The 18,646-nt window shown below is 68.5% G+C and carries 17 protein-coding genes; 13 read left to right on the top strand and 4 right to left on the bottom strand.

The annotated features are described in order from the left end of the window. Positions 1-55 precede the first annotated feature (55 nt). From QUE68_RS18085 to nicT, 3 genes are all read left to right on the top strand, one after another. Positions 56-631: a hypothetical protein gene (locus QUE68_RS18085; protein ID WP_286274219.1), complete on the top strand. Its 576-nt coding sequence runs from the start codon at positions 56-58 to the stop codon at positions 629-631. Positions 632-683: 52 nt separating this feature from the next. Beyond that, a complete protein-coding gene (locus QUE68_RS18080) occupies positions 684-1,025 on the top strand; it encodes an ArsR/SmtB family transcription factor (RefSeq protein WP_284227504.1) in 342 nt (113 codons plus the stop codon). 195 nt (positions 1,026-1,220) lie between these two features. Beyond that, positions 1,221-2,243, top strand: coding sequence for a Nickel transporter NicT (gene nicT / locus QUE68_RS18075; RefSeq protein ID WP_349816670.1), 1,023 nt, complete (start codon positions 1,221-1,223; stop codon positions 2,241-2,243). 4 nt (positions 2,244-2,247) lie between these two features. Here nicT and mtr read toward each other — a convergent pair whose 3' ends face one another. Next, positions 2,248-3,645 carry a mycothione reductase gene (gene mtr / locus QUE68_RS18070; RefSeq protein WP_286274218.1) on the bottom strand — a complete coding sequence of 466 codons (1,398 nt, stop codon included), beginning with the start codon at positions 3,643-3,645 and terminating at the stop codon, positions 2,248-2,250. Positions 3,646-3,648: 3 nt separating this feature from the next. Next, on the bottom strand, positions 3,649-4,689 hold the full coding sequence (locus tag QUE68_RS18065) for an alpha/beta hydrolase (RefSeq protein ID WP_284227501.1): 1,041 nt from the start codon (positions 4,687-4,689) through the stop codon (positions 3,649-3,651). 125 nt (positions 4,690-4,814) lie between these two features. Between QUE68_RS18065 and mqo the strand changes: the two genes are divergently transcribed. From mqo to QUE68_RS18015, 10 genes are read left to right on the top strand one after another with little or no spacing between them, the layout of a single operon-like run. Continuing rightward, complete coding sequence (mqo, locus tag QUE68_RS18060; RefSeq protein ID WP_284227500.1) at positions 4,815-6,320, top strand: malate dehydrogenase (quinone); 1,506 nt, start codon at positions 4,815-4,817, stop codon at positions 6,318-6,320. Between the two features lie 10 nt (positions 6,321-6,330). Further along, a complete protein-coding gene (locus QUE68_RS18055) occupies positions 6,331-6,798 on the top strand; it encodes a GNAT family N-acetyltransferase (protein WP_284227498.1) in 468 nt (155 codons plus the stop codon). A gap of 6 nt (positions 6,799-6,804) precedes the next feature. Beyond that, positions 6,805-8,691 (top strand): magnesium chelatase subunit D family protein, encoded by a 1,887-nt coding sequence (locus tag QUE68_RS18050; protein WP_286274217.1) that lies wholly within the window; start codon positions 6,805-6,807, stop codon positions 8,689-8,691. A 22-nt stretch (positions 8,692-8,713) separates the two neighbouring features. Beyond that, on the top strand, positions 8,714-9,328 hold the full coding sequence (gene cobO, locus QUE68_RS18045) for a cob(I)yrinic acid a,c-diamide adenosyltransferase (RefSeq protein WP_284227496.1): 615 nt from the start codon (positions 8,714-8,716) through the stop codon (positions 9,326-9,328). Further along, on the top strand, positions 9,325-10,722 hold the full coding sequence (locus QUE68_RS18040) for a cobyrinate a,c-diamide synthase (protein ID WP_286274216.1): 1,398 nt from the start codon (positions 9,325-9,327) through the stop codon (positions 10,720-10,722). The genes cobO and QUE68_RS18040 overlap by 4 nt, the downstream gene beginning before the upstream one ends. Continuing rightward, positions 10,719-11,915, top strand: a complete 1,197-nt coding sequence (gene cobA / locus QUE68_RS18035) for a uroporphyrinogen-III C-methyltransferase (RefSeq protein ID WP_284227494.1) — start codon at positions 10,719-10,721, stop codon at positions 11,913-11,915. The genes QUE68_RS18040 and cobA overlap by 4 nt, the downstream gene beginning before the upstream one ends. 33 nt (positions 11,916-11,948) lie before the next feature. Beyond that, positions 11,949-13,538, top strand: a complete 1,590-nt coding sequence (locus tag QUE68_RS18030; protein ID WP_284227492.1) for an MFS transporter — start codon at positions 11,949-11,951, stop codon at positions 13,536-13,538. Between the two features lie 45 nt (positions 13,539-13,583). Beyond that, entirely contained in the window at positions 13,584-15,089 is a 1,506-nt protein-coding gene (locus QUE68_RS18025; RefSeq protein ID WP_286274215.1) for an MFS transporter, read from the top strand. A gap of 38 nt (positions 15,090-15,127) precedes the next feature. Beyond that, entirely contained in the window at positions 15,128-15,829 is a 702-nt protein-coding gene (locus tag QUE68_RS18020; protein ID WP_286274214.1) for a VOC family protein, read from the top strand. Positions 15,830-15,856: 27 nt separating this feature from the next. After that, entirely contained in the window at positions 15,857-17,614 is a 1,758-nt protein-coding gene (locus QUE68_RS18015; RefSeq protein ID WP_284227489.1) for a proline--tRNA ligase, read from the top strand. Here QUE68_RS18015 and QUE68_RS18010 read toward each other — a convergent pair. Both QUE68_RS18010 and QUE68_RS18005 read right to left on the bottom strand, forming a co-directional pair. Continuing rightward, on the bottom strand, positions 17,611-18,090 hold the full coding sequence (locus tag QUE68_RS18010) for a ferritin-like domain-containing protein (protein WP_284227488.1): 480 nt from the start codon (positions 18,088-18,090) through the stop codon (positions 17,611-17,613). The genes QUE68_RS18015 and QUE68_RS18010 overlap by 4 nt on opposite strands. After that, the gene (locus tag QUE68_RS18005; RefSeq protein WP_286274213.1) at positions 18,087-18,644 is read right to left on the bottom strand and encodes a hypothetical protein; all 558 of its coding nucleotides are present in this window, start codon (positions 18,642-18,644) and stop codon (positions 18,087-18,089) included. The genes QUE68_RS18010 and QUE68_RS18005 overlap by 4 nt, the downstream gene beginning before the upstream one ends. Between the last annotated feature and the right edge of the window lie 2 nt (positions 18,645-18,646).

Below are 18,646 nucleotides of genomic sequence, written 5' to 3'. Positions count from 1 at the left end.
ACGCTCTCTGCGATGGTCGGCCACCCCGGTCGACCCGATGATCAAGGAGCTCGACATGAACACGTCCATCCTCACCCGTGCCGCCGGCGCCGCCGTGCTGGGCACGGTCGTCGCGATGACCGCTGGCCTGGCGCCCGCCGCCGCTTCGCCGAAGCAGTCGGGCGCGCAGCTGTTCGTCAACGAGGACCGCGGCAACCCGGCAAACTACCGCCTGGCGATCAAGGGTGTGTTCCCCATGGAGCAGGCCGATGCGGTGGGTTACCTCATCCACATCAATGACGGCGACCATCCCGGCGGCCCCGGCCGGGGCGGGATGATCTATCACCTGCAGGCCGACGACGGGAACGGCTGGCCCGGAGACTCCGCACTGGTCTCGGAGTTCTTGCCGGGCACTCAGACCGACGGCGAGGGTTATCTCAGAGCGACCCCCGCAGGCATCGAATACCTCCGTGAGATCTCGGTGCCCAAGAAGGTGCTCGATGAGGACACCGGTCCCATCAACGAAGAGGACGAGATCTACGCCGTGGCCACGTTCCGGGACGGCGACGGTGGGGAGAGCTGGCAGGTCTCTCAGAAGATCGTCCGCTACTTCGAGGCGCCCGGGACGTGTGTCAACACGTGCAACGCCTGAATTGGCGTGCCGTATGGCCCGCCTGGACCCCAAGAGGGCTTAGATTCGAGCGATGGCAGACGGTCGCGGGCGGGTGGAGGACGAGACGGTGGCGCGGCACGCGTCCTCCGCGCTCGCCGACGTCGACATCACCGGCTGGACGTTGCGCTTCGACCTGCTCTCGGATCCGAACCGACTCGAGATCCTGCTCTGCCTGCACCGTGTGCCGGGAATCTTCGTCAGCGACCTGGCCACCGTCGTCGGCCGATCGGAGAACTCTGTCTCACAAGCACTTCGGGTGCTCCGCCAACAGGGCTGGGTGAGCAGCACCCGGGTCGGCCGGTCGGTGGCCTACCGACTCGAGGACGAGACCGTGCACGACCTACTCCATTGGATAGGCGCGGCGCACGCCTAACCTGCCCGTCTGGATGGGCCGTCGACTGAACATCTGAACAGCTAGACAGATGATGGGCAGCCGCCTAGGGTCGAGTCACACCCCGGAATCCCCGCGCTTGGAGGGCATGTGATCGTTGGCACGGCATCGGAATCCGGATCTTTGGCCCGAGTCGCGAAACCCCTCGATCGCACCGATTGGACCTCGATCGTCGGCATGGGAGCGGTCGTCGTCTTCCTGCACCTCTTCGGGTGGGGAGTGTTGGTCCTCGGGGTCGCCCCGAAGCACATCACGCTCGGTGCCACGGGCGTCTTCGGCGTCGGCCTCGGCGTCACGGCCTACCTGCTCGGGGTGCGGCACGCGTTCGACGCCGACCACATCGCGGTCATCGACAACACCACCCGCAAGCTGGTGGGTGAGGGAAAGCGCTCGCTCTCCGCGGGGTTCTGGTTCTCTCTGGGGCATTCGAGCGTCGTGTTCGGACTCGCGTTCCTGCTGGCACTTGGCGTGAAGGCACTGGTCGGTCCGGTGCAGGACGAGAACTCGGCGATGCTGCAGACGCTCGGACTGATCGGCTCGCTGGTGGCGGGAACGTTCCTCATCCTGATCGGGCTGACGAACCTGTTCGCCGTGGTCGGTATCGCAAAGGTGTTCCGCGAGATGCGGACCGGCGAGTACGACGAGGCCGAGTTGGAACGCCAGTTGAACAACCGGGGTTTCCTGGCCCGGCTACTCGGACGGGTGATGCGACGCGTCAGCAAGCCGTGGCACCTGTATCCGGTGGGCCTGCTGATGGGGCTCGGCTTCGATACCGCGACGCAGGTGGCCCTGCTGGTGCTCGCTGCGGGAACCGCCGCCTTCACCCTGCCCTGGTACGCCATTCTGGTGCTGCCCGTGTTGTTCGCGGCGGGCATGAGTCTGTTCGACGCCGCGGACGGGATCTTCATGGCCCGCGCCTACGGCTGGGCCTTCCTCAAGCCCATTCGCAAGGTGTACTACAACCTGACGATCACCGTGTTGTCGGTATTCGTCGCGTTGGTGATCGGCGTGATCGTGCTGATCGGGCTGTTGGTCGACCGCCTCGGCATCGAGTCGGGGCCGCTGGCGTTCATCGGCTCGGCCGACCTCGAGTTCGTGGGCTTCACCATCGTGGGGCTGTTCGTGGTGGTGTGGTTGGTCGCGCTCGCGGTGTGGCGCTTCGGCCGCATCGAAGAACGCTGGGACGCCTCGGCCGGCTGAGGCCTTACTCGTAGAGTCCGAGTAACGCCTGCTCGATTACCTCGGGCAACGCGGGGTGGATCCAGTACTGACCGCGCGCGACGTCCATCGCCGTCTGTCCGAAGGTCATCGCCTGAATCAGCGGCTGAATGATCGAGGACGCTTGATGTCCCATGATGTGAGCGCCAAGGATCTTCCCGGTCCCTCGATCGGCGATCACCTTCGCAATGCCGGTGGTGTCCTCCATGGCCCAGCCGTATGCGGCGCTGCCATACTTCTGCACCTTGGTCAGCACGTCGTGGCCGGCCTCCAGAGCCTCGGCCTCGGTGAGCCCCACCATCGCGATCTGCGGATCGGTGAACACCGCCGACGGCACGAACCGGTGATCGGTGACGTGCATGGACGAGGTGTGGTCCCAGTCGACCATGACGTTGTGCTGCACGACGCGGGCCTCGTGGTTGGCGACGTGCTTGAGTTGATAGGGGCTCGACACGTCGCCGAGGGCGAAGACGTTACGCGCCGTGGTTCTTTGGTACTCGTCGACCTTGACCATCCCATTGGCGTCGACCTCCACGCCCGCCAGTTCGGCGTCCAACTGATCGCCGTTGGGCACGCGGCCCGTGGCCACCAGGAGCATGTCGGCGCTGAGGGTCTTGCCGTCGTCGAGTTCCAGCACGCTGCGTTCGCCGTCCTGGTGCGAGCCGATGACGTTCACGTGGGTACGTAGATCCCACTTGTCCGCCGCGAGCTCGGTGAACGGGTAGCAGATGGAGTCGTCGCAGTGGGTCAGCAGGCCATCGCCACGGACCACGATCGTCACGCGCACCCCTAGCGCGGAGAACACGTGCGCGAACTCGGCGGCCACGAAGCCGCCGCCGACGATCACCAGATGTTCTGGCAGAGCGGCGATCCGCATGATGTCGTCGCTGGTGTAGTACCGAACTCCGCACTCGTCGATGGCCGTGGGGACGTGGACGCGCGATCCCGCGGCGATGACGACCTTGTCCGCGGTGAAGCCCTCGCCGTCGGCCGTGCGCAGCAGGTACCGGCCGTCGGGTTGCCGAGGACCGAAACGCGTATGGCTGCCATAGACGTGGACGTTCGACAGGCTGCGCTTGTACTGCTCACCGCCGGCCGCGATGGGGTCGATGCGTCCGAACACCCGGTCCACGATGTCGGGCCAGCGCACCTTGTCCAGGGTCGAGTCGATGCCGAAACGCGAGCTCTCCCTAATGGATTGAGCTACCTCGGCCGCGTAGACGAACATCTTCGTCGGGATGCAACCGACGTTGAGGCAGGTGCCGCCGAAGGTGCCCTGCTCGCAGAGCGCAATTCGCATGTCGCCATACCTGGCGTCGACGCGGGGGTCCGGAAGGCTGTTACCCGAGCCCGTTCCGATGATCGCCAGATCGAAGTGTTCCACGTGCTAGTCCCGTCCGGATTCTGTTGAGGTGGGCTCTGATTCAGAGCTGAGGTAACGGTCGAGCCAAAGATTCAGCTCGGCGTAGGCGGCTGCCCGCGGCGCGGCCAGGGACAGGAACACGTCGTGTTTGGCGTCGGTGATCGGTACGACGGTTTGGCGGTCGCCGACGCAGCCCGCCCACCGGGCGATCTGCTTGACGTCGAGCACGGCGTCTCCGCGTTGGATGGACTCGGGATCGGGCGCCTCCGGCACACTGCGGTCGGACCGCAGGAGCAGGTTGGGCACGCCGACGTCCAGGCCGCGATGCAGCTTCGCCTGGCCGCGTCGAATGGCGTTGATCCAGCCGAACGTGACCGGAAACCCGCCGAGTGGCTTCAGGTCGAGGTCGTAGTCGAATTCACCGGAATAGTCGCGGTGCAGGCTGGTGCCGTACCCGCCCGCGGTCGGTGGGCGGATCACCTGCCGCTTCCGGAAGCGGGCAAGCGCGACGAGCGCCGCCGAGGTCGGCGCGGTGCGAAGGATCGCGGGCCCGTGCAGGTCGAAGAACGGGCTGTTCAGTACCAGGCCGCCGACGTGCGACGCCGCACCACGCCTGCGGAGTCGATCCAGCCAGAGCGTGGCGATCAAGCCACCCGCGGAGTGGCCGTACAGGCACACCCGGACCGGTCCGTCGGCGCCCGAGGCCGCCGTGATCACGCCGAGAGCGCGGTCCAGTTCGGCGTCGTACCCGGCCAGGTCGGTCGTGAAGTGCGGTGTCTGCCCCGGCCGGTGCGATCGGCCGCACTTGTGGAGGTCCAACGCATAGAAGTCGAACCCGCGTCCGGCGAACTGATCTGCGAGCTCGGTGTTGAAGAAGTAGTCGGTGTAGCCATGCAGGGCCAGGACGGCGTGTCCGCCGCCACCTCGGTCACCCCGTCGCACCAGCGTGGCGACGAGATCGCCTTCGCCGTGCGGGTCGGGGCCCAGCGGAAGGGTTTGCTGCCAGTAGCCGGGCAACACGTCGGGCTCCCAGGTGAGCTCCGCGCCCGGTTCTGTCGCTGTCACGAACTCACTCTATGACGGGATCACTCGGTGTCGGCCGACCTCGGGCTCTCGAGCTCGACGGGATAACCTGAGAGCTCTGCACCCGCGGCGCGCGGGTGCGCGACCACGAAGGGTCAAGGATTCAGGTGTCTGAGGTAGCCAAGACCGACGTCGTGCTGGTGGGCGCGGGCATCATGAGTGCGACGCTGGCCACGTTGTTGAAGCTGATGGAGCCCGACTGGTCCATCACGCTGATCGAACGACTCGACGGGGCGGCCGCCGAGAGCAGCGATCCGTGGAACAACGCGGGCACGGGCCACTCCGCGTTGTGTGAGTTGAACTACACCCCGCAGCGCGCCGACGGCACGGTGGAGATCGCCAAGGCCGTTCACGTCAACGAGCAGTTCCAGGTCTCCCGGCAGTTCTGGGCGCACGCCGTCGAAACGGGTGTCCTGCCCGACGTCCGCAGCTTCCTCAATCCCATTCCGCACGTCAGCTTCGTCCACGGCGCCGGTAAGACCGAGTACCTCAAGACCCGTCGCGAGACGCTGGTGCAGAACCCGCTGTTCGCCACGATGGAGTACATCGACGACGCGGACGAGTTCGCCCGCCGGCTGCCGTTGATGGCCGCCAAGCGCGACTTCTCCGAACCCATGGCGCTGAACTGGACACAGGACGGCACGGACGTCGACTTCGGTTCGCTGACACGGCAGCTCATGGGTTACGCCGTGCAACGCGGCATGACGACCCTGTTCGGGCACGAGGTGCGCGACCTGAGCAAGGAGTCCGACGGAACCTGGACGGTCAAGGTCACCAACCGACGCACCGGGCAGAAGCGCAAGATTAACACGAAGTTCGTCTTCGTCGGCGCCGGCGGCGGGGCTCTGCCGCTGTTGCAGAAGTCGGGTATCGAGGAGGCCAAGGGCTTTGGCGGCTTCCCCGTCGGCGGGCAGTGGCTGCGGACCGGCAATCGCGAACTGGCCGCCATGCATCAGGCCAAGGTGTACGGCGCACCGCCGCTTGGCGCTCCGCCGATGTCCGTGCCGCACTTGGACACGCGGGTCATCAACGGTCGCTCCTACCTGTTGTTCGGCCCGTTCGCCGGATGGTCACCGAAGTTCCTCAAGCAGGGCAAGGTCACCGATCTGCCGTTCTCGGTGAAGCCGAACAACCTCGGCTCGATGCTCGGTGTCGGGTTGACCGAGATGAGCTTGGTGAAGTACCTGGTCAGCCAGCTGCTGCTCAGCGAGGCCGACCGCGTCGATTCATTGCGTGAATTCGCGCCCAGTGCAATCGATTCCGACTGGGAGCTCGACATCGCCGGTCAGCGTGTCCAGGTGATCCGCCGCAAGGGCGCGGGTGGCGTGCTGGAGTTCGGCACCACGGTGCTTGCCGCGGCCGACGGCAGTATTGCCGGTCTGCTCGGTGCGTCGCCGGGCGCGTCGACGGCCGTTCCCGCGATGCTCGACGTGCTGGAACGCTGCTTCCCCGACCGCTTCCCGGGGTGGCAGCCCAAGCTCAAGGAGATGGTGCCGTCGTTCGGCACCGAACTTTCGAACGATCCCAGGCTGTTCGAGGAGGTGTGGGCGTGGGGCACGAAGGTGCTCAAGCTCGACACCAAGGCCACGGACATGCCTGCGGTCACCGTATGACGGTGACACCGTGACGATTTCGCCACGTCGGAGCTGGGCCAAGGATCTCGATGCTGGCACGCTCTACGAGCTGTTGAAGCTCAGGGTGGAGGTCTTCGTCGTCGAGCAGGCCACACCGTATCCGGAGCTGGACGGGCGTGACCTGCTCGCCGAGACCAGACACTTCTGGCTCGAGGATGCCGATGGTCAGGTCATCTCGACACTGCGTCTCATGGAGGAACATCCCGGCGGCGAGAAGGTCTTTCGCATCGGCCGGGTGTGTACCAAACGCGGTGCGCGGGGTCACGGCCATACCAGTCGGTTGATGCAGGCGGCGCTCGCCGAGGTCGGCGACGACCCGTGCCGCATCGATGCCCAGACCTATCTCGAGGAGATGTACGCCAAGCATGGCTTCGTGCGCGACGGTGAGGAGTTCCTCGACGACGGCATCCCGCACATTCCGATGCTGCGCCGCAGTGGTCTTCACGGCGCGGGCTGACGGCCCGTGACGACACCCGCTCCCACGCCCTATCCCTTCTCCGCTCTCGTCGGTCAGGATCGGCTGCGGCTCGCGCTCATCCTCTGCGCGGTGCGGCCAGAGATCGGCGGCGTGCTGATCCGCGGCGAGAAGGGCACCGCGAAGTCGACGGCCGTGCGCGCGTTGGCCCAGGTGCTCGCCGCGGTCGACGAGGGTGCTCGCCTGGTCGAGCTGCCGATCGGCGCCACCGAGGACAGGGTCGTGGGGTCGCTGGATCTGCAACGCGTGCTGCGCGACGGCGAACATGCGTTCTCGCCGGGTCTTCTGGCCCGCGCCCACGGTGGTGTCCTCTACGTCGACGAGGTCAACCTGCTGCACGACCATCTGGTCGACGTCCTTCTCGACGCGGCGGCGATGGGCCGCGTGCACGTCGAGCGGGACGGGGTGTCGCACAGTCACGAGGCCCGATTCATGTTGGTGGGCACCATGAATCCCGAAGAGGGTGAACTGCGGCCGCAGCTGCTGGACCGGTTCGGCCTGACGGTGGACGTGTACGCGTCGCGCGACGTCGACACCCGCGTCGAGGTGATCCGGCGGCGGATGGACTTCGAGGCCGACCCCGAGGAGTTCGCGGCGAAGTACACCGCCGAGGACGCCGATCTGTCGCGCCGGATCGTGCTGGCGCGCGCCATGGCCGCGGCAGTCGTCTTGCCGGACAGCGAGTTACGCCGGATTGCCGCCCTGTGCGCGGCGTTCGACGTCGACGGGATGCGGGCTGATCTGGTGGTGGCCCGCACGGCGGTCGCGCACGCCGCCTGGCGTGGCGCCCAGCGGGTGGAGGAGGAAGACGTGCGCGTCGCCGCGGAGCTCGCGCTCCCGCACCGGCGCCGTCGCGACCCCTTCGACGACCCCGGCCTGGATCCCGATCAGCTGGACGAGGCGATGAGTCGGGCCGGTGAGGCCGCCGACCAACCCGAAGCCGAACCAGAACCAGAACCCGATCCGCCGGGCGGTGGCGACGGTGCAACGGACGCCTCCGACGGCGAGGTGACCAATGGTGCGGCGCGGCAACAGAATTCGCCGTCGTCGACACCGCGCCCCAACGCCGCGCCCACCGCGACGTTCCGGGCGAAGGCACTGGTGGTGCCCGGCGTCGGCGAGGGCGCTCCCGGACGCCGGTCGCGGGCCCGTAACCAGACGGGCACTCCGGTGTCGGCCACCGAGGACCCCCGGGCCGGCCACGGTTTGCACGTCTTCGGCACCGTGCTCGCCGCCGCCGAACGGCAGACGGGACCGGGCCGACCCCGGCTCGGGCCGACCGATCTGCGGCGGTCCATTCGCGAAGGCAGGGAGGGCAACCTCGTCCTCTTCCTGGTCGACGCGTCGGGTTCGATGGCGGCCCGCGACCGCATGTCGGCCGTCGGCGGTGCCACCCTGTCGCTGTTGCGCGACGCCTATCAACGTCGGGACAAGGTCGCTGTCGTCACCTTCCGTGGGCAAGCGGCGCAGGTGCTCTTGCCGCCGACGTCATCGGTACACATCGCCAGCAGGCGCCTGGCGCGTTTCGACACCGGAGGCAAGACGCCCCTGGCGCAGGGCCTCCTCGCGGCCAGGGACCTGGTGGTGCGGGAGAAGGCGCGCGACCGGGCGCGGCGCAGCCTCGTGGTGATCCTTACCGACGGCAGGGCGACCGGAGGACCCGATCCGCTCGGCCGGGCGCGTACGGCGGCGGCGATGCTAGTGGCCGAAGGTGCGACCGCCGTCGTAGTGGACTGCGAAACGTCCTATGTGCGACTGGGATTGGCCGATGTGCTGGCAACTCAACTCGGTGCGCCCGCGGTGCGGCTCGCGCAGCTTCGCGCGGATGGCCTGACGCGGCTGGTCACAGCGCACTCCGCCGGCCGGGCCGCTTGATTCGGGACGGAAGGAGACCTCGATGCCACAGGGCCAACCGCTGACCGTGCCCGTCGACGGCCTGACCACACGGGCCCGGCGCAATGCCCCCGTGCTGGCGGTCCACACCGGTCCCGGCAAGGGCAAGTCGACGGCCGCCTTCGGCATGGCGCTGCGGGCCTGGAACCAGGGTTTCGACGTCGCGGTGTTCCAGTTCGTCAAGAGCGCGAAGTGGAAGGTGGGGGAGGAAGCGGCATTTCGCCAACTCGGCCAGCTGCACGACGAGCACGGCGTCGGCGGGCCCGTGGAGTGGCACAAGATGGGCTCGGGCTGGTCGTGGACACGGAAGCCGGGGTCGGACGTCGACCACGCGGCGGCCGCGGCGGACGGCTGGACGGAGATCGCGCGCCGGTTGGTCGAACAGCGTCACGACTTCTACGTCCTCGACGAGTTCACGTACCCGCTGAAGTGGGGCTGGATCGACGTCGACGAGGTCGTGGACGCCCTCGTCTCCCGACCCGGCAGGCAACACGTCGTCATCACCGGCCGCGACGCCCCGCCGCGACTGCTGGACGCCGCGGACCTGGTCACCGAGATGGCCTGCGTCAAGCACCCCATGGACACCGGTCGCAAGGGCCAGAGGGGGATCGAGTGGTGAGTGTCCCCGGCATCGTGATCGCCGCACCGTCCTCCGGCAGCGGCAAGACCACGGTGGCGACCGGTCTGATTGGCGCGCTGCGACTGGCCGGTCGCACCGTCGCGCCGTTCAAGGTCGGCCCGGACTTCATCGACCCCGGCTACCACGCGCTCGCCGCCGGCAGGCCGGGTCGCAATCTCGACCCCGTCCTGGTCGGCGACCACCTGATCGGACCGCTCTACCGGCACGGCAGCGCGGGGACCGACGTCGCCGTCGTCGAAGGCGTGATGGGCCTCTTCGACGGCCGCATCGACGCGGGTGCGCCGGGCCCGGCCCGCGGCTCCACCGCCCACGTGGCGGGTCTGCTCGGGGCGCCGGTGGTGCTCGTCGTCGATGCCCGTGGTCAAAGTCACAGCATCGCCGCTCTGCTGCATGGGTTCTCGACGTTCGACCGCTCCGTCCGCATGGCGGGGGTCATCCTCAACCGCGTCGGTTCGCCGCGGCACGAGGCGGTCCTCCGACAAGCCTGTGAACACGCGGGGGTGCCGGTGCTCGGGGCGATTCCGCGGGCCGACGAACTGTCGGTGCCGTCGCGCCATCTCGGCTTGGTGACCGCCGCCGAGCACGGCGAGCGGGCCCTCGCGGCGGTCGACGCGATGTCGACCCTCGTCGCCCGCCACGTCGACCTCGCGGCCATCGCGGCCACCGCGGCCTCCCATGTCGATGCCGAACCGTGGACACCCCGCCACGCCGACGCCGTGCCCGGCGGCGTCACCGTGGCACTCGCGGCCGGGCGGGCGTTCACGTTCGGGTATCCGGAGCACGCGGAATTGCTCGTCGCCGCAGGCGCGGACGTCGTCGCCTTCGATCCGCTGACGGACCCGTTGCCACCCGGTACCAACGCGCTGGTGATACCCGGCGGATTCCCCGAGCAGTTCACCGCAGAGCTGTCGGCCAACGACGTTGTCCGCCAACAGATCAACGAGCTGGCCAGCCGCGGTGCGCCGATCCACGCGGAATGCGCCGGCCTGACCTATCTGGTCGACGACCTCGACGGGCAGCCGATGTGCGGCGTGCTCCGCGGCAGCGCTCACTTCACGCCGCGGCTGACGCTCGGCTACCGCGACGCCGTCGCGCTCGGAGATTCGTCGCTGCACCAGGCGGGCGCCCGCGTCACAGGACACGAATTCCATCGCACCGCAGTCACATTCGCCGAGGGTCACGAACCGGCCTGGGGTTTCCGCGACGGCGCCGGGGCGCCGGTCACCGACGGGGCGGTGTCCGGGGGCGTGCACGCCGCATATCTCCATGCACACGCCGCGGCCCATCCCGAGGCAGCGGCCCGCTTCGTCACCGCGGCGTTGGAAGGTCGCCGCCGGGGCGGCTCCGCGCCAACCACTAAACTCGCCGGGTGACCGAGAACGCCTACCTCGTCGGCCTGCGCCTGGGCGGCAAGAAGGTCGTCGTGGTCGGCGGGGGCAGTGTCGCGCAGCGGCGGATCCCGCTGTTGCTGGCCAACGGCGCCGACGTCCACGTCATCGCCCGCGCGGCCACGCCTGCGGTCGAGTCGCTCGAGGGAATCACGCTCGTGGTGCGCGACTTCCGCGCAGGCGATCTCGACGGCGCCTGGTACGCCATCGCTGCGACCGACGATCCCGCGGTCAACGAGGCCATCGTCGCCGAGGCGGAGCGACTGCGAATCTTCTGCGTCCGGGCCGACGTCGCGCGCGACGGCACGGCGGTCACCCCGGCCTCCTTCGAGTACGACGGGCTCAGCGTCGGGGTGCTGGCCGGCGGTGAGCATCGTCGTTCGGCCGCGATCCGCTCGGCGATCCATGAAGCGCTCCAGCAGGGCGTCATCGTCGCGGATGCGCCCGACTCGCAGCACACCGGTGTCGCGTTGGTGGGCGGCGGCCCCGGTGACCCCGAACTCATCACCGTGCGGGGTCGCCGACTCCTCGCCCACGCCGACGTCGTGGTCGCCGACCGCCTCGCGCCACCGGAACTCCTGGCCGAGCTGCCCCCGCACGTCGAGGTCATCGACGCGGCGAAGATCCCCTATGGCAGATACATGGCGCAGGACGCGATCAACGCCGTGCTGATCGACCGCGCAAGGGCAGGCAAGTTCGTCGTCCGGCTCAAGGGCGGTGACCCGTACGTCTTCGCGCGGGGTCACGAGGAGCTGTTGGCGTGTGCCGAAGCCGGAATACCGGTGACCGTCGTACCCGGTGTGACCAGCGCCATAGGCGTTCCTGCGTTGGCAGGTGTTCCGGTCACCCACCGCGGCGTGACCCACGAGTTCGTGGTGGTCAGCGGTCATGTCGCGCCGGGGCACCCCGAATCGTTAGTGAATTGGGATGCGCTGGCGGCGCTGTCCGGCACGATCGTCCTCCTAATGGCCGTCGAACGGATCGAACTCTTCGCCAAGGTGCTCCTGGATGGCGGCCGGCCTGCGGAAACACCGGTGCTCGTGGTCCAGCACGGGACGACGGCTGCGCAGCGGACCCTGAAGACCACACTCGGCGACGCGCCGGAACACATCCGCGCAGACGGCATTCGACCTCCCGCGATCATCGTGATCGGGGCCGTGGCGGCCTTCGCCAATTAAAGGGTTTCTAAGATTACTGTAAAGTAACCCGTTATGACGGCTCCCCACAATGCGAAGCACGCCGCCATCGAACACGATGCGGAGGACGCCGGCGAGCGGGCTGAGCCCGTGATGCCCATGCCGATCACGCCGACCCAGATCGTGAAGAGCAGCTGGTATCCGACGTGGCTTCCGTCGCGCCGCTTCATCGCCGCGGTCATCGCGATCGGCGGCATGCAGCTCCTGGCGACGATGGACAGCACCGTGGCGATCGTCGCGCTGCCCAAGATCCAGGATGAGCTCAACCTCTCCGACGCCGGCCGCAGCTGGGTCATCACCGCCTACGTCCTGACCTTCGGTGGCCTGATGCTGCTGGGCGGACGCCTCGGCGACACCATCGGCCGCAAGCGCACCTTCATCGTTGGCGTCGCGCTGTTCACCATCGCCTCGATCCTGTGCGGCGTGGCGTGGGACGAGACCACCCTCGTCGTCGCGCGGCTCGCTCAAGGTGTCGGCGCGGCCATCGCGTCACCCACCGGCCTGGCCCTCATCGCCACCACGTTCCCGAAGGGCCCGGCCCGCAACACGGCCACCGCCGTCTTCGCCGCGATGACCGGCATCGGGTCGGTGATGGGGCTCGTCGTCGGCGGCGCCCTCACCGAGATCTCCTGGCGCTGGGCGTTCCTGGTGAACGTGCCGGTCGGCCTGGTCATGATCTACCTGGCCCGCAGGACCCTGCGCGAGACGCATCGCGAGCGCATGAAGCTCGACGCCGCCGGGGCCATCCTGGCGACTCTTGCCTGCACCGCCGCCGTCTTCGGCTTCTCGATGGGCCCGGAGAAGGGGTGGCAGTCGTCGCTCACGCTGGGCTCCGGCCTGGCGGCGCTGGTGTTCTTCACGGCCTTCATCTACGTCGAACGCACGGCGATCAACCCCGTCGTCCCGTTCACCCTCTTCCGCGACCGCAACCGGGTCGCGACCTTCGCCGCGGTCTTCCTCGCCGGCGGCGTGATGTTCACGCTGACCGTCCTGATCGGCCTGTACGTGCAGGACATCATGGGCTACAGCGCCCTCCGCGCCGGTATTGGCTTCATCCCGTTCGTCGTCGCGCTAGGTATCGGCCTGGGGTTGTCGTCGTATTTCGTCTCGATGTTTCCGCCGCGCCTCCTGGTGATCGCCGGCGGCGTGTTCGTCCTGGCGGCCATGATCTACGGGTCCACGCTGAACGGCGACATCCCGTACTTTCCCAATCTGGTGATTCCAATCACGGTGGGCGGCTTCGGCATCGGCATGATCGTCGTACCACTGACGGTGTCGGCGATCGCCGGTGTGGCCTTCGACGAGATCGGTCCGGTCTCCGCGATCGCGCTCATGCTGCAGAGTCTCGGCGGCCCCGTCGTCCTCGCGATCATCCAGGCCGTCATCACGTCGCGGACGCTGTACCTCGGCGGCACGACCGGCCCGGTCAAGAACATGAACGAGGCTCAGCTGCACGCACTCGACCAGGGCTACACCTACGGGCTGCTGTGGGTCGCGGCCGTGGCCGTGATCGTCGGACTCGTGGCGCTGTTCATCGGTTACACCGCCGAGCAGGTTGCCCAGGCGCAGGAAGTCAAGGAAGCGATCGACGCAGGCGAGATGTAGCTCGACCAGATTGACGGGCACCCAGTCTGGGTAGGGTGTCTTGCAATGTCTTCCTCGGGTGGTTCTTCAGGCTCGACGGACAACTCCACTGCGCCGTTGTCGTCATCGGTGCTCGGCATCGCGATCGTGGCGATCACCGGCATGCAGCTCATGTCGACCCTCGACGGGACCATCGTCATCGTGGCTCTGCCGCGGATGCAGGCCGACCTCGATCTCTCCGACGCCGGAAAGAGCTGGGTCATCACCGCCTACGTGTTGACGTTCGGTGGGCTCTTGCTGCTCGGCGGCCGGGTCGGCGACGCGATCGGTCAGAAGCGTGCCTTCCTCTCCGGCGTCGGCATCTTCACCATCGCATCGTTGATCTGCGGGGTGGCAGGCGACGAGTTCACGCTGATCGCCGCCCGCGCGCTGCAGGGCATCGGTGCGGCGGTGGCCGCGCCCACTGGCCTGGCGCTCATCGCCACCACCTATGCCGTCGGGCATGCGCGGAATCAAGCCATGGCGGTGTCGGCGGGAATGCAGGCCATCGGCTCGGTGCTGGGGCTCGTGCTCGGCGGGCTGTTGACGGTCATCTCCTGGCGGCTGGCGTTCTTGATGAACGTTCCCATCGGCATCGTCATCGTGATCATCGCGTGGCTGCGGATCGGCGAGACGCACCACGAACGCCTCAAACTCGACATCACCGGCGCCCTGCTGGCCACGCTCGGTTGCACGTCGGCGGTGCTGGTCTTCACCCAGGGCCCGCCCCGGGGCTGGCTCGACCCGTGGGTGGTCGGTGCGGCCGTCGCGTCGGTGGTGTTCTTCGCATCGTTCTTCCTCGCCGAACGCACCGCCGAGAATCCTCTGGTCCCGTTCTCGGTCTTCAGTGACCGCAATCGCGTCGCAACGTTCGTGGCATGGTTCCTCGGCGGCGGCGTCCTGCTCACCGTCACCGTGATGGTCGGCCTGTTGGCCCAGGATGTGCTGGGCTACTCGGCGCTGCGAGCGGGGATCTGCTTCCTCCCGTTCGCGGTGGCCGTGGGCGTCGGCAACGTGCTGGCCACCAAACTGGCGCCACGCTTCGCTCCGCGATGGCTGATCATCGGCGGCGGGCTGTACGTCCTCGCCGCGATGCTCTACGGGTCGACGCTTGATCGCAGCATCCCGTACTTCCCCGAACTGTTCATCCCGATCGTGTTGGGCGGGTTCGGCATCGGGATCATCTCTGTGGTGCTGCCGTTGTGCGCCGTGGCTGGGGTGGGGCCACGCGAAATCGGCCCGGTGTCGGCGATCACGCTGATGGTGCAGAACTTGGGCGGCCCGTTGGTGCTGGTCGTGATCATGGCCGTGCAGACCTCGCGCACGCTGTACCTGGGCGGCACCACGGGCCCGGTGAAGAACATGACGCCCGCCCAACTCGACGCCCTGGGCGAGGGTTACACCTATTCACTGCTGTGGGTCGCCGGCATCTCGATCCTGGTGGGCGTGGCGGCATTCTGGATCGGCTTCTCCGCCCGCGACATCGCCAGGGCGCAGCACACCAAGGAGGCCGTGGAGGCCGGCGAACTGTGACGGCCGCGGGTGTCGTAGCCGCGCGCTAGCGTGGCGCCATGGCCGACCATCTCACCCGGCAACGAATCTCCGATGCGGTGGACCCGCTGGGCTGGCGCCTGATCCTCGGCGCCGCCGTCACCCACGTCGCGGTACCGTCGCTGACCGCCGCCGCCGAGACCGCCTCGCTCGCGGTCACCGCCGTCGGAACCGCCGGCGACGGGCACCTGAGCGCCGACCTGGACACCCACCGCGTCGTGCTGCGGTTGCACACCATCGCCACCGGTTCCGTCACCGAACCCGACCTGGAACTGGCCCGGCGCGTGACGGAGGCACTCGCGGCACGGGGGCTGCGCACTGAGCCCGGTGAAGACACCGTGGTGCCACAGAACCTCGAGATCGCCATCGATGCGCTCGATATTGCCCTGGTCAGGCCCTTTTGGAGGGCCGTCACCGGGTACGTCGACGAGGCGGGCCCGCCGGACCTACCCGCCGGCGCCTTGCTCGACCCGCTCCGACGCGGGCCGGCCATCTGGTTTCAGCAGATGGACGTGCCCCGCGGCGGCACCCCGGGGAATGTCATCCGCAATCGCATCCATCTCGACGTCGACGTTCCACCCGAACGGGCCGGGCCCCGCATCGACGCGGCGCTCGCTGCGGGAGGGACGCTGCTGTCCGACGCCGCCGCGCCCGCGTTCTGGGTGTTGGCCGATCCCGAGGGCAACGAGGTGTGCGTCTGCACGTGGCAGGGTCGGGACTAGATGGCGCGGTAGATAAGGTTGTCGGCTGTGATCACCCGCATGTCCGAACTCTTCCTCCGCACTCTGCGCGACGACCCCGCCGATGCCGAGGTGCCGAGCCACAAGCTCCTCATCAGGGCGGGTTACGTCCGTCCGGTCGGCCCCGGCCTCTACAGCTGGCTGCCGCTGGGCCTGCGGGTGTTCCGCAAGATCGAGCAGATCGTGCGCGAGGAGATGAATGCCATTGGCGGGCAAGAGATCCTGCTGCCCGCGCTGCTACCTCGGGCGCCGTATGAGACGACGAACCGCTGGACCGAATATGGCGACGGTGTGTTCCGCCTCAAGGATCGGCGTGGCAGCGACTACCTGCTCGGGCCCACCCACGAGGAGATCTTCACGCTCACGGTGAAGGGGGAGTACAGCTCCTACAAGGACTTCCCGCTGCGGCTCTATCAGATCCAGACCAAGTATCGCGACGAGGCCCGCCCGCGCGCGGGCATCCTGCGCGGCCGGGAGTTCGTGATGAAGGACTCCTACTCGTTCGACGTCGACGATGACGGGCTCAAGGCCGCCTACCACGCCCACCGCGAGGCCTACCAGCGGATCTTCGCGCGGTTGAACGTCGAGTACGTCATCGTCTCGGCGGTGTCGGGCGCCATGGGCGGGAGCGCCTCGGAGGAGTTCCTGGCCGAGAGTCCGGTCGGCGAGGACACCTTCGTGCGCTGCCTGGAGTCGGGGTACGCCGCGAACGTCGAGGCCGTCATCACCGCGCGCCCGGAGGCACTGCCCATCGACGGGCTGCCCGAAGCGGTCGTCTACGACACCACCGACACCCCGACCATCGCGACGCTGGTCGACTGGGCCAACGGCGCGAATCTGCCTCAGTTCGCGGGGCGGGAGGTCGTCGCCGCCGACACATTGAAGAACGTCCTGCTGAAGGTCCGCCAACCGGGCGGCGACTGGGAGCTGCTGGCGATCGGCGTGCCTGGGGACCGTGAGGTCGACGACAAACGGTTGGGCGCGGCGTTGGACCCGGCGGAGTACGTCATGCTGCCTCCCGAGGACTTCCCGAAGTACCCCTTTCTGGTCAAGGGCTACATCGGGCCGAAGGCATTGCTGGCCAACGAAGTTCGCTATCTGATCGACCCGCGCATCGTCGACGGGACGTCCTGGATCACCGGCGCCGACTCCGACGGCAAGCACGTCGTGGGCCTGGTCGCCGGACGTGACTTCGTCGCGGACGGCACGATCGAGGCCGCGGAGGTCCGCGACGGTGACCCCTCACCCGATGGCGCAGGCCCGCTGGTCTCGGCGCGGGGGATCGAGATCGGCCACATCTTCCAGCTCGGCCGCAAGTACGCCGACGCGTTCACCGTCGACGTGCTCGGCGAGAACGGGAAACCGGTCCGGCTGACCATGGGCTCCTACGGTGTCGGGGTGTCCCGGCTGGTGGCGGTCATCGCCGAGCAGAGTCACGACGAGATCGGTCTGCGGTGGCCGGCGTCGGTGTCGCCGTTCGACGTGCACGTCGTCATCGCCAACAATGATCCCGAAGCACGTTCTGGCGCAACCGAACTCGCGAGGCAGCTGGATCTGCTCGGGGTGGAGCCGCTTCTCGACGACCGGAAGATGTCGCCTGGCGTGAAGTTCAAGGACGCCGAATTGCTCGGCGTGCCATGGATCGTCGTGGTCGGGCGAGGCTGGGCCAACGGTGTCGTCGAACTACGGAACCGTTTCACCGGCGAGGCGCAGGAGGTCGCCGTCGACGGCGCGGCGGCAGCCATCGCGGCCACGCTCGCCAGCTAGCTCTCGGTACCGCCGGGGAACGCGACCGTGGGCGGCACGACGCCGAGCACGCGGCGCCACTTGGCGGCCGTGACCGCGCACCGGGTCAGCGCGGTGACGGCGAGCTCGCGGTCGTCGCCGGCCTTCGCCTGCTCCAGGACGGCCCGCCACGCCACCGCGGCGTCCTCCTCCATCCGGACGGCCAGCCTGGCGGCGGCGGTGGGGTCCGCGACGGCGAACGGCAACCGGTAGCCGACCGCGGGCACCGGTGCCGTCACGTTCCGGGCGGTGAGGCGCGCGATCGCCTCTTCGCGCAGTTCGCGGTGGCCCGCCAGCGACCCGGACACCAGGGCGTTGGCGTCGGGTGACGAGTGCGCGGAGACGACGCCGTAGCCGTAGATGACCCCGTGCACGGCCGCGAGCGCATCGAACAGCGCACCGTCCGCCGCGTCCGACGGCCGGGCCGCGGTGGTGGGCGTGCTGTCCGGAGACGTCATGGCGTCGGCCTGATGCCGACCAACGCCACGGTCACGGCCGCAGTGCATGCCGCCGCGATCGAGCCGAGCAGGCCCGCCCGGTAACCAGACTGCTGGGTCGCCAGCAGGCTGGCGCCGTCCGCGGACCGCCCGAGCGCTGCGACGACGTCTGAGGCAGTCGGCGGCTTGGGCGGCGGGCCGGACGTCGTTGGCGTGGCACTCGTCGACGTGGAGGACGAGGAGGACGTGGAGGACGTGGAGGACGTGGAGGATGTGGTCTTCGGCGCCTCGCCGGAGTACCTGGTGATCTCGTCGGTGAGGGCCCGAGCGTGCGCCGCCCGCTGCTGGGCGACGATCGTCAGCGCGGCGGCGACCGTGGGTGACGCCGCGGCGGCGGCGTTGCCGGCGAGCACGCTGTCGTCGTGCGCCCGGTCGAGCTGCCCGAGCAAGGCATCCACCTCCGCAACGGGCGGACTCGACCCGCAGGCAGTGGTGGCGGTGGCCCCCAGCAGGGCCAACGCGGCGCCGCCCACGAGGACACGCCGCCTGCTGACGGTGGGGAGGGCGCTCGACACAG

It is taken from the genome of Mycolicibacterium sp. TUM20985, assembly GCF_030295745.1.
Lineage (GTDB): Bacteria > Actinomycetota > Actinomycetes > Mycobacteriales > Mycobacteriaceae > Mycobacterium.
This window is presented reverse-complemented; position numbering and strand designations above follow the sequence as displayed.

Coding starts and splice junctions, on each gene's coding strand:
- QUE68_RS18010 (WP_284227488.1), bottom strand. CDS start 18,090: ATGACGTCTCCGGACAGCACGCCCACCACCGCGGCCCGGCCGTCGGAC.
- QUE68_RS18085 (WP_286274219.1), top strand. CDS start 56: ATGAACACGTCCATCCTCACCCGTGCCGCCGGCGCCGCCGTGCTGGGC.
- QUE68_RS18030 (WP_284227492.1), top strand. CDS start 11,949: ATGACGGCTCCCCACAATGCGAAGCACGCCGCCATCGAACACGATGCG.
- nicT (WP_349816670.1), top strand. CDS start 1,221: ATGGGAGCGGTCGTCGTCTTCCTGCACCTCTTCGGGTGGGGAGTGTTG.
- QUE68_RS18025 (WP_286274215.1), top strand. CDS start 13,584: ATGTCTTCCTCGGGTGGTTCTTCAGGCTCGACGGACAACTCCACTGCG.
- QUE68_RS18080 (WP_284227504.1), top strand. CDS start 684: ATGGCAGACGGTCGCGGGCGGGTGGAGGACGAGACGGTGGCGCGGCAC.
- QUE68_RS18020 (WP_286274214.1), top strand. CDS start 15,128: ATGGCCGACCATCTCACCCGGCAACGAATCTCCGATGCGGTGGACCCG.
- cobO (WP_284227496.1), top strand. CDS start 8,714: ATGCCACAGGGCCAACCGCTGACCGTGCCCGTCGACGGCCTGACCACA.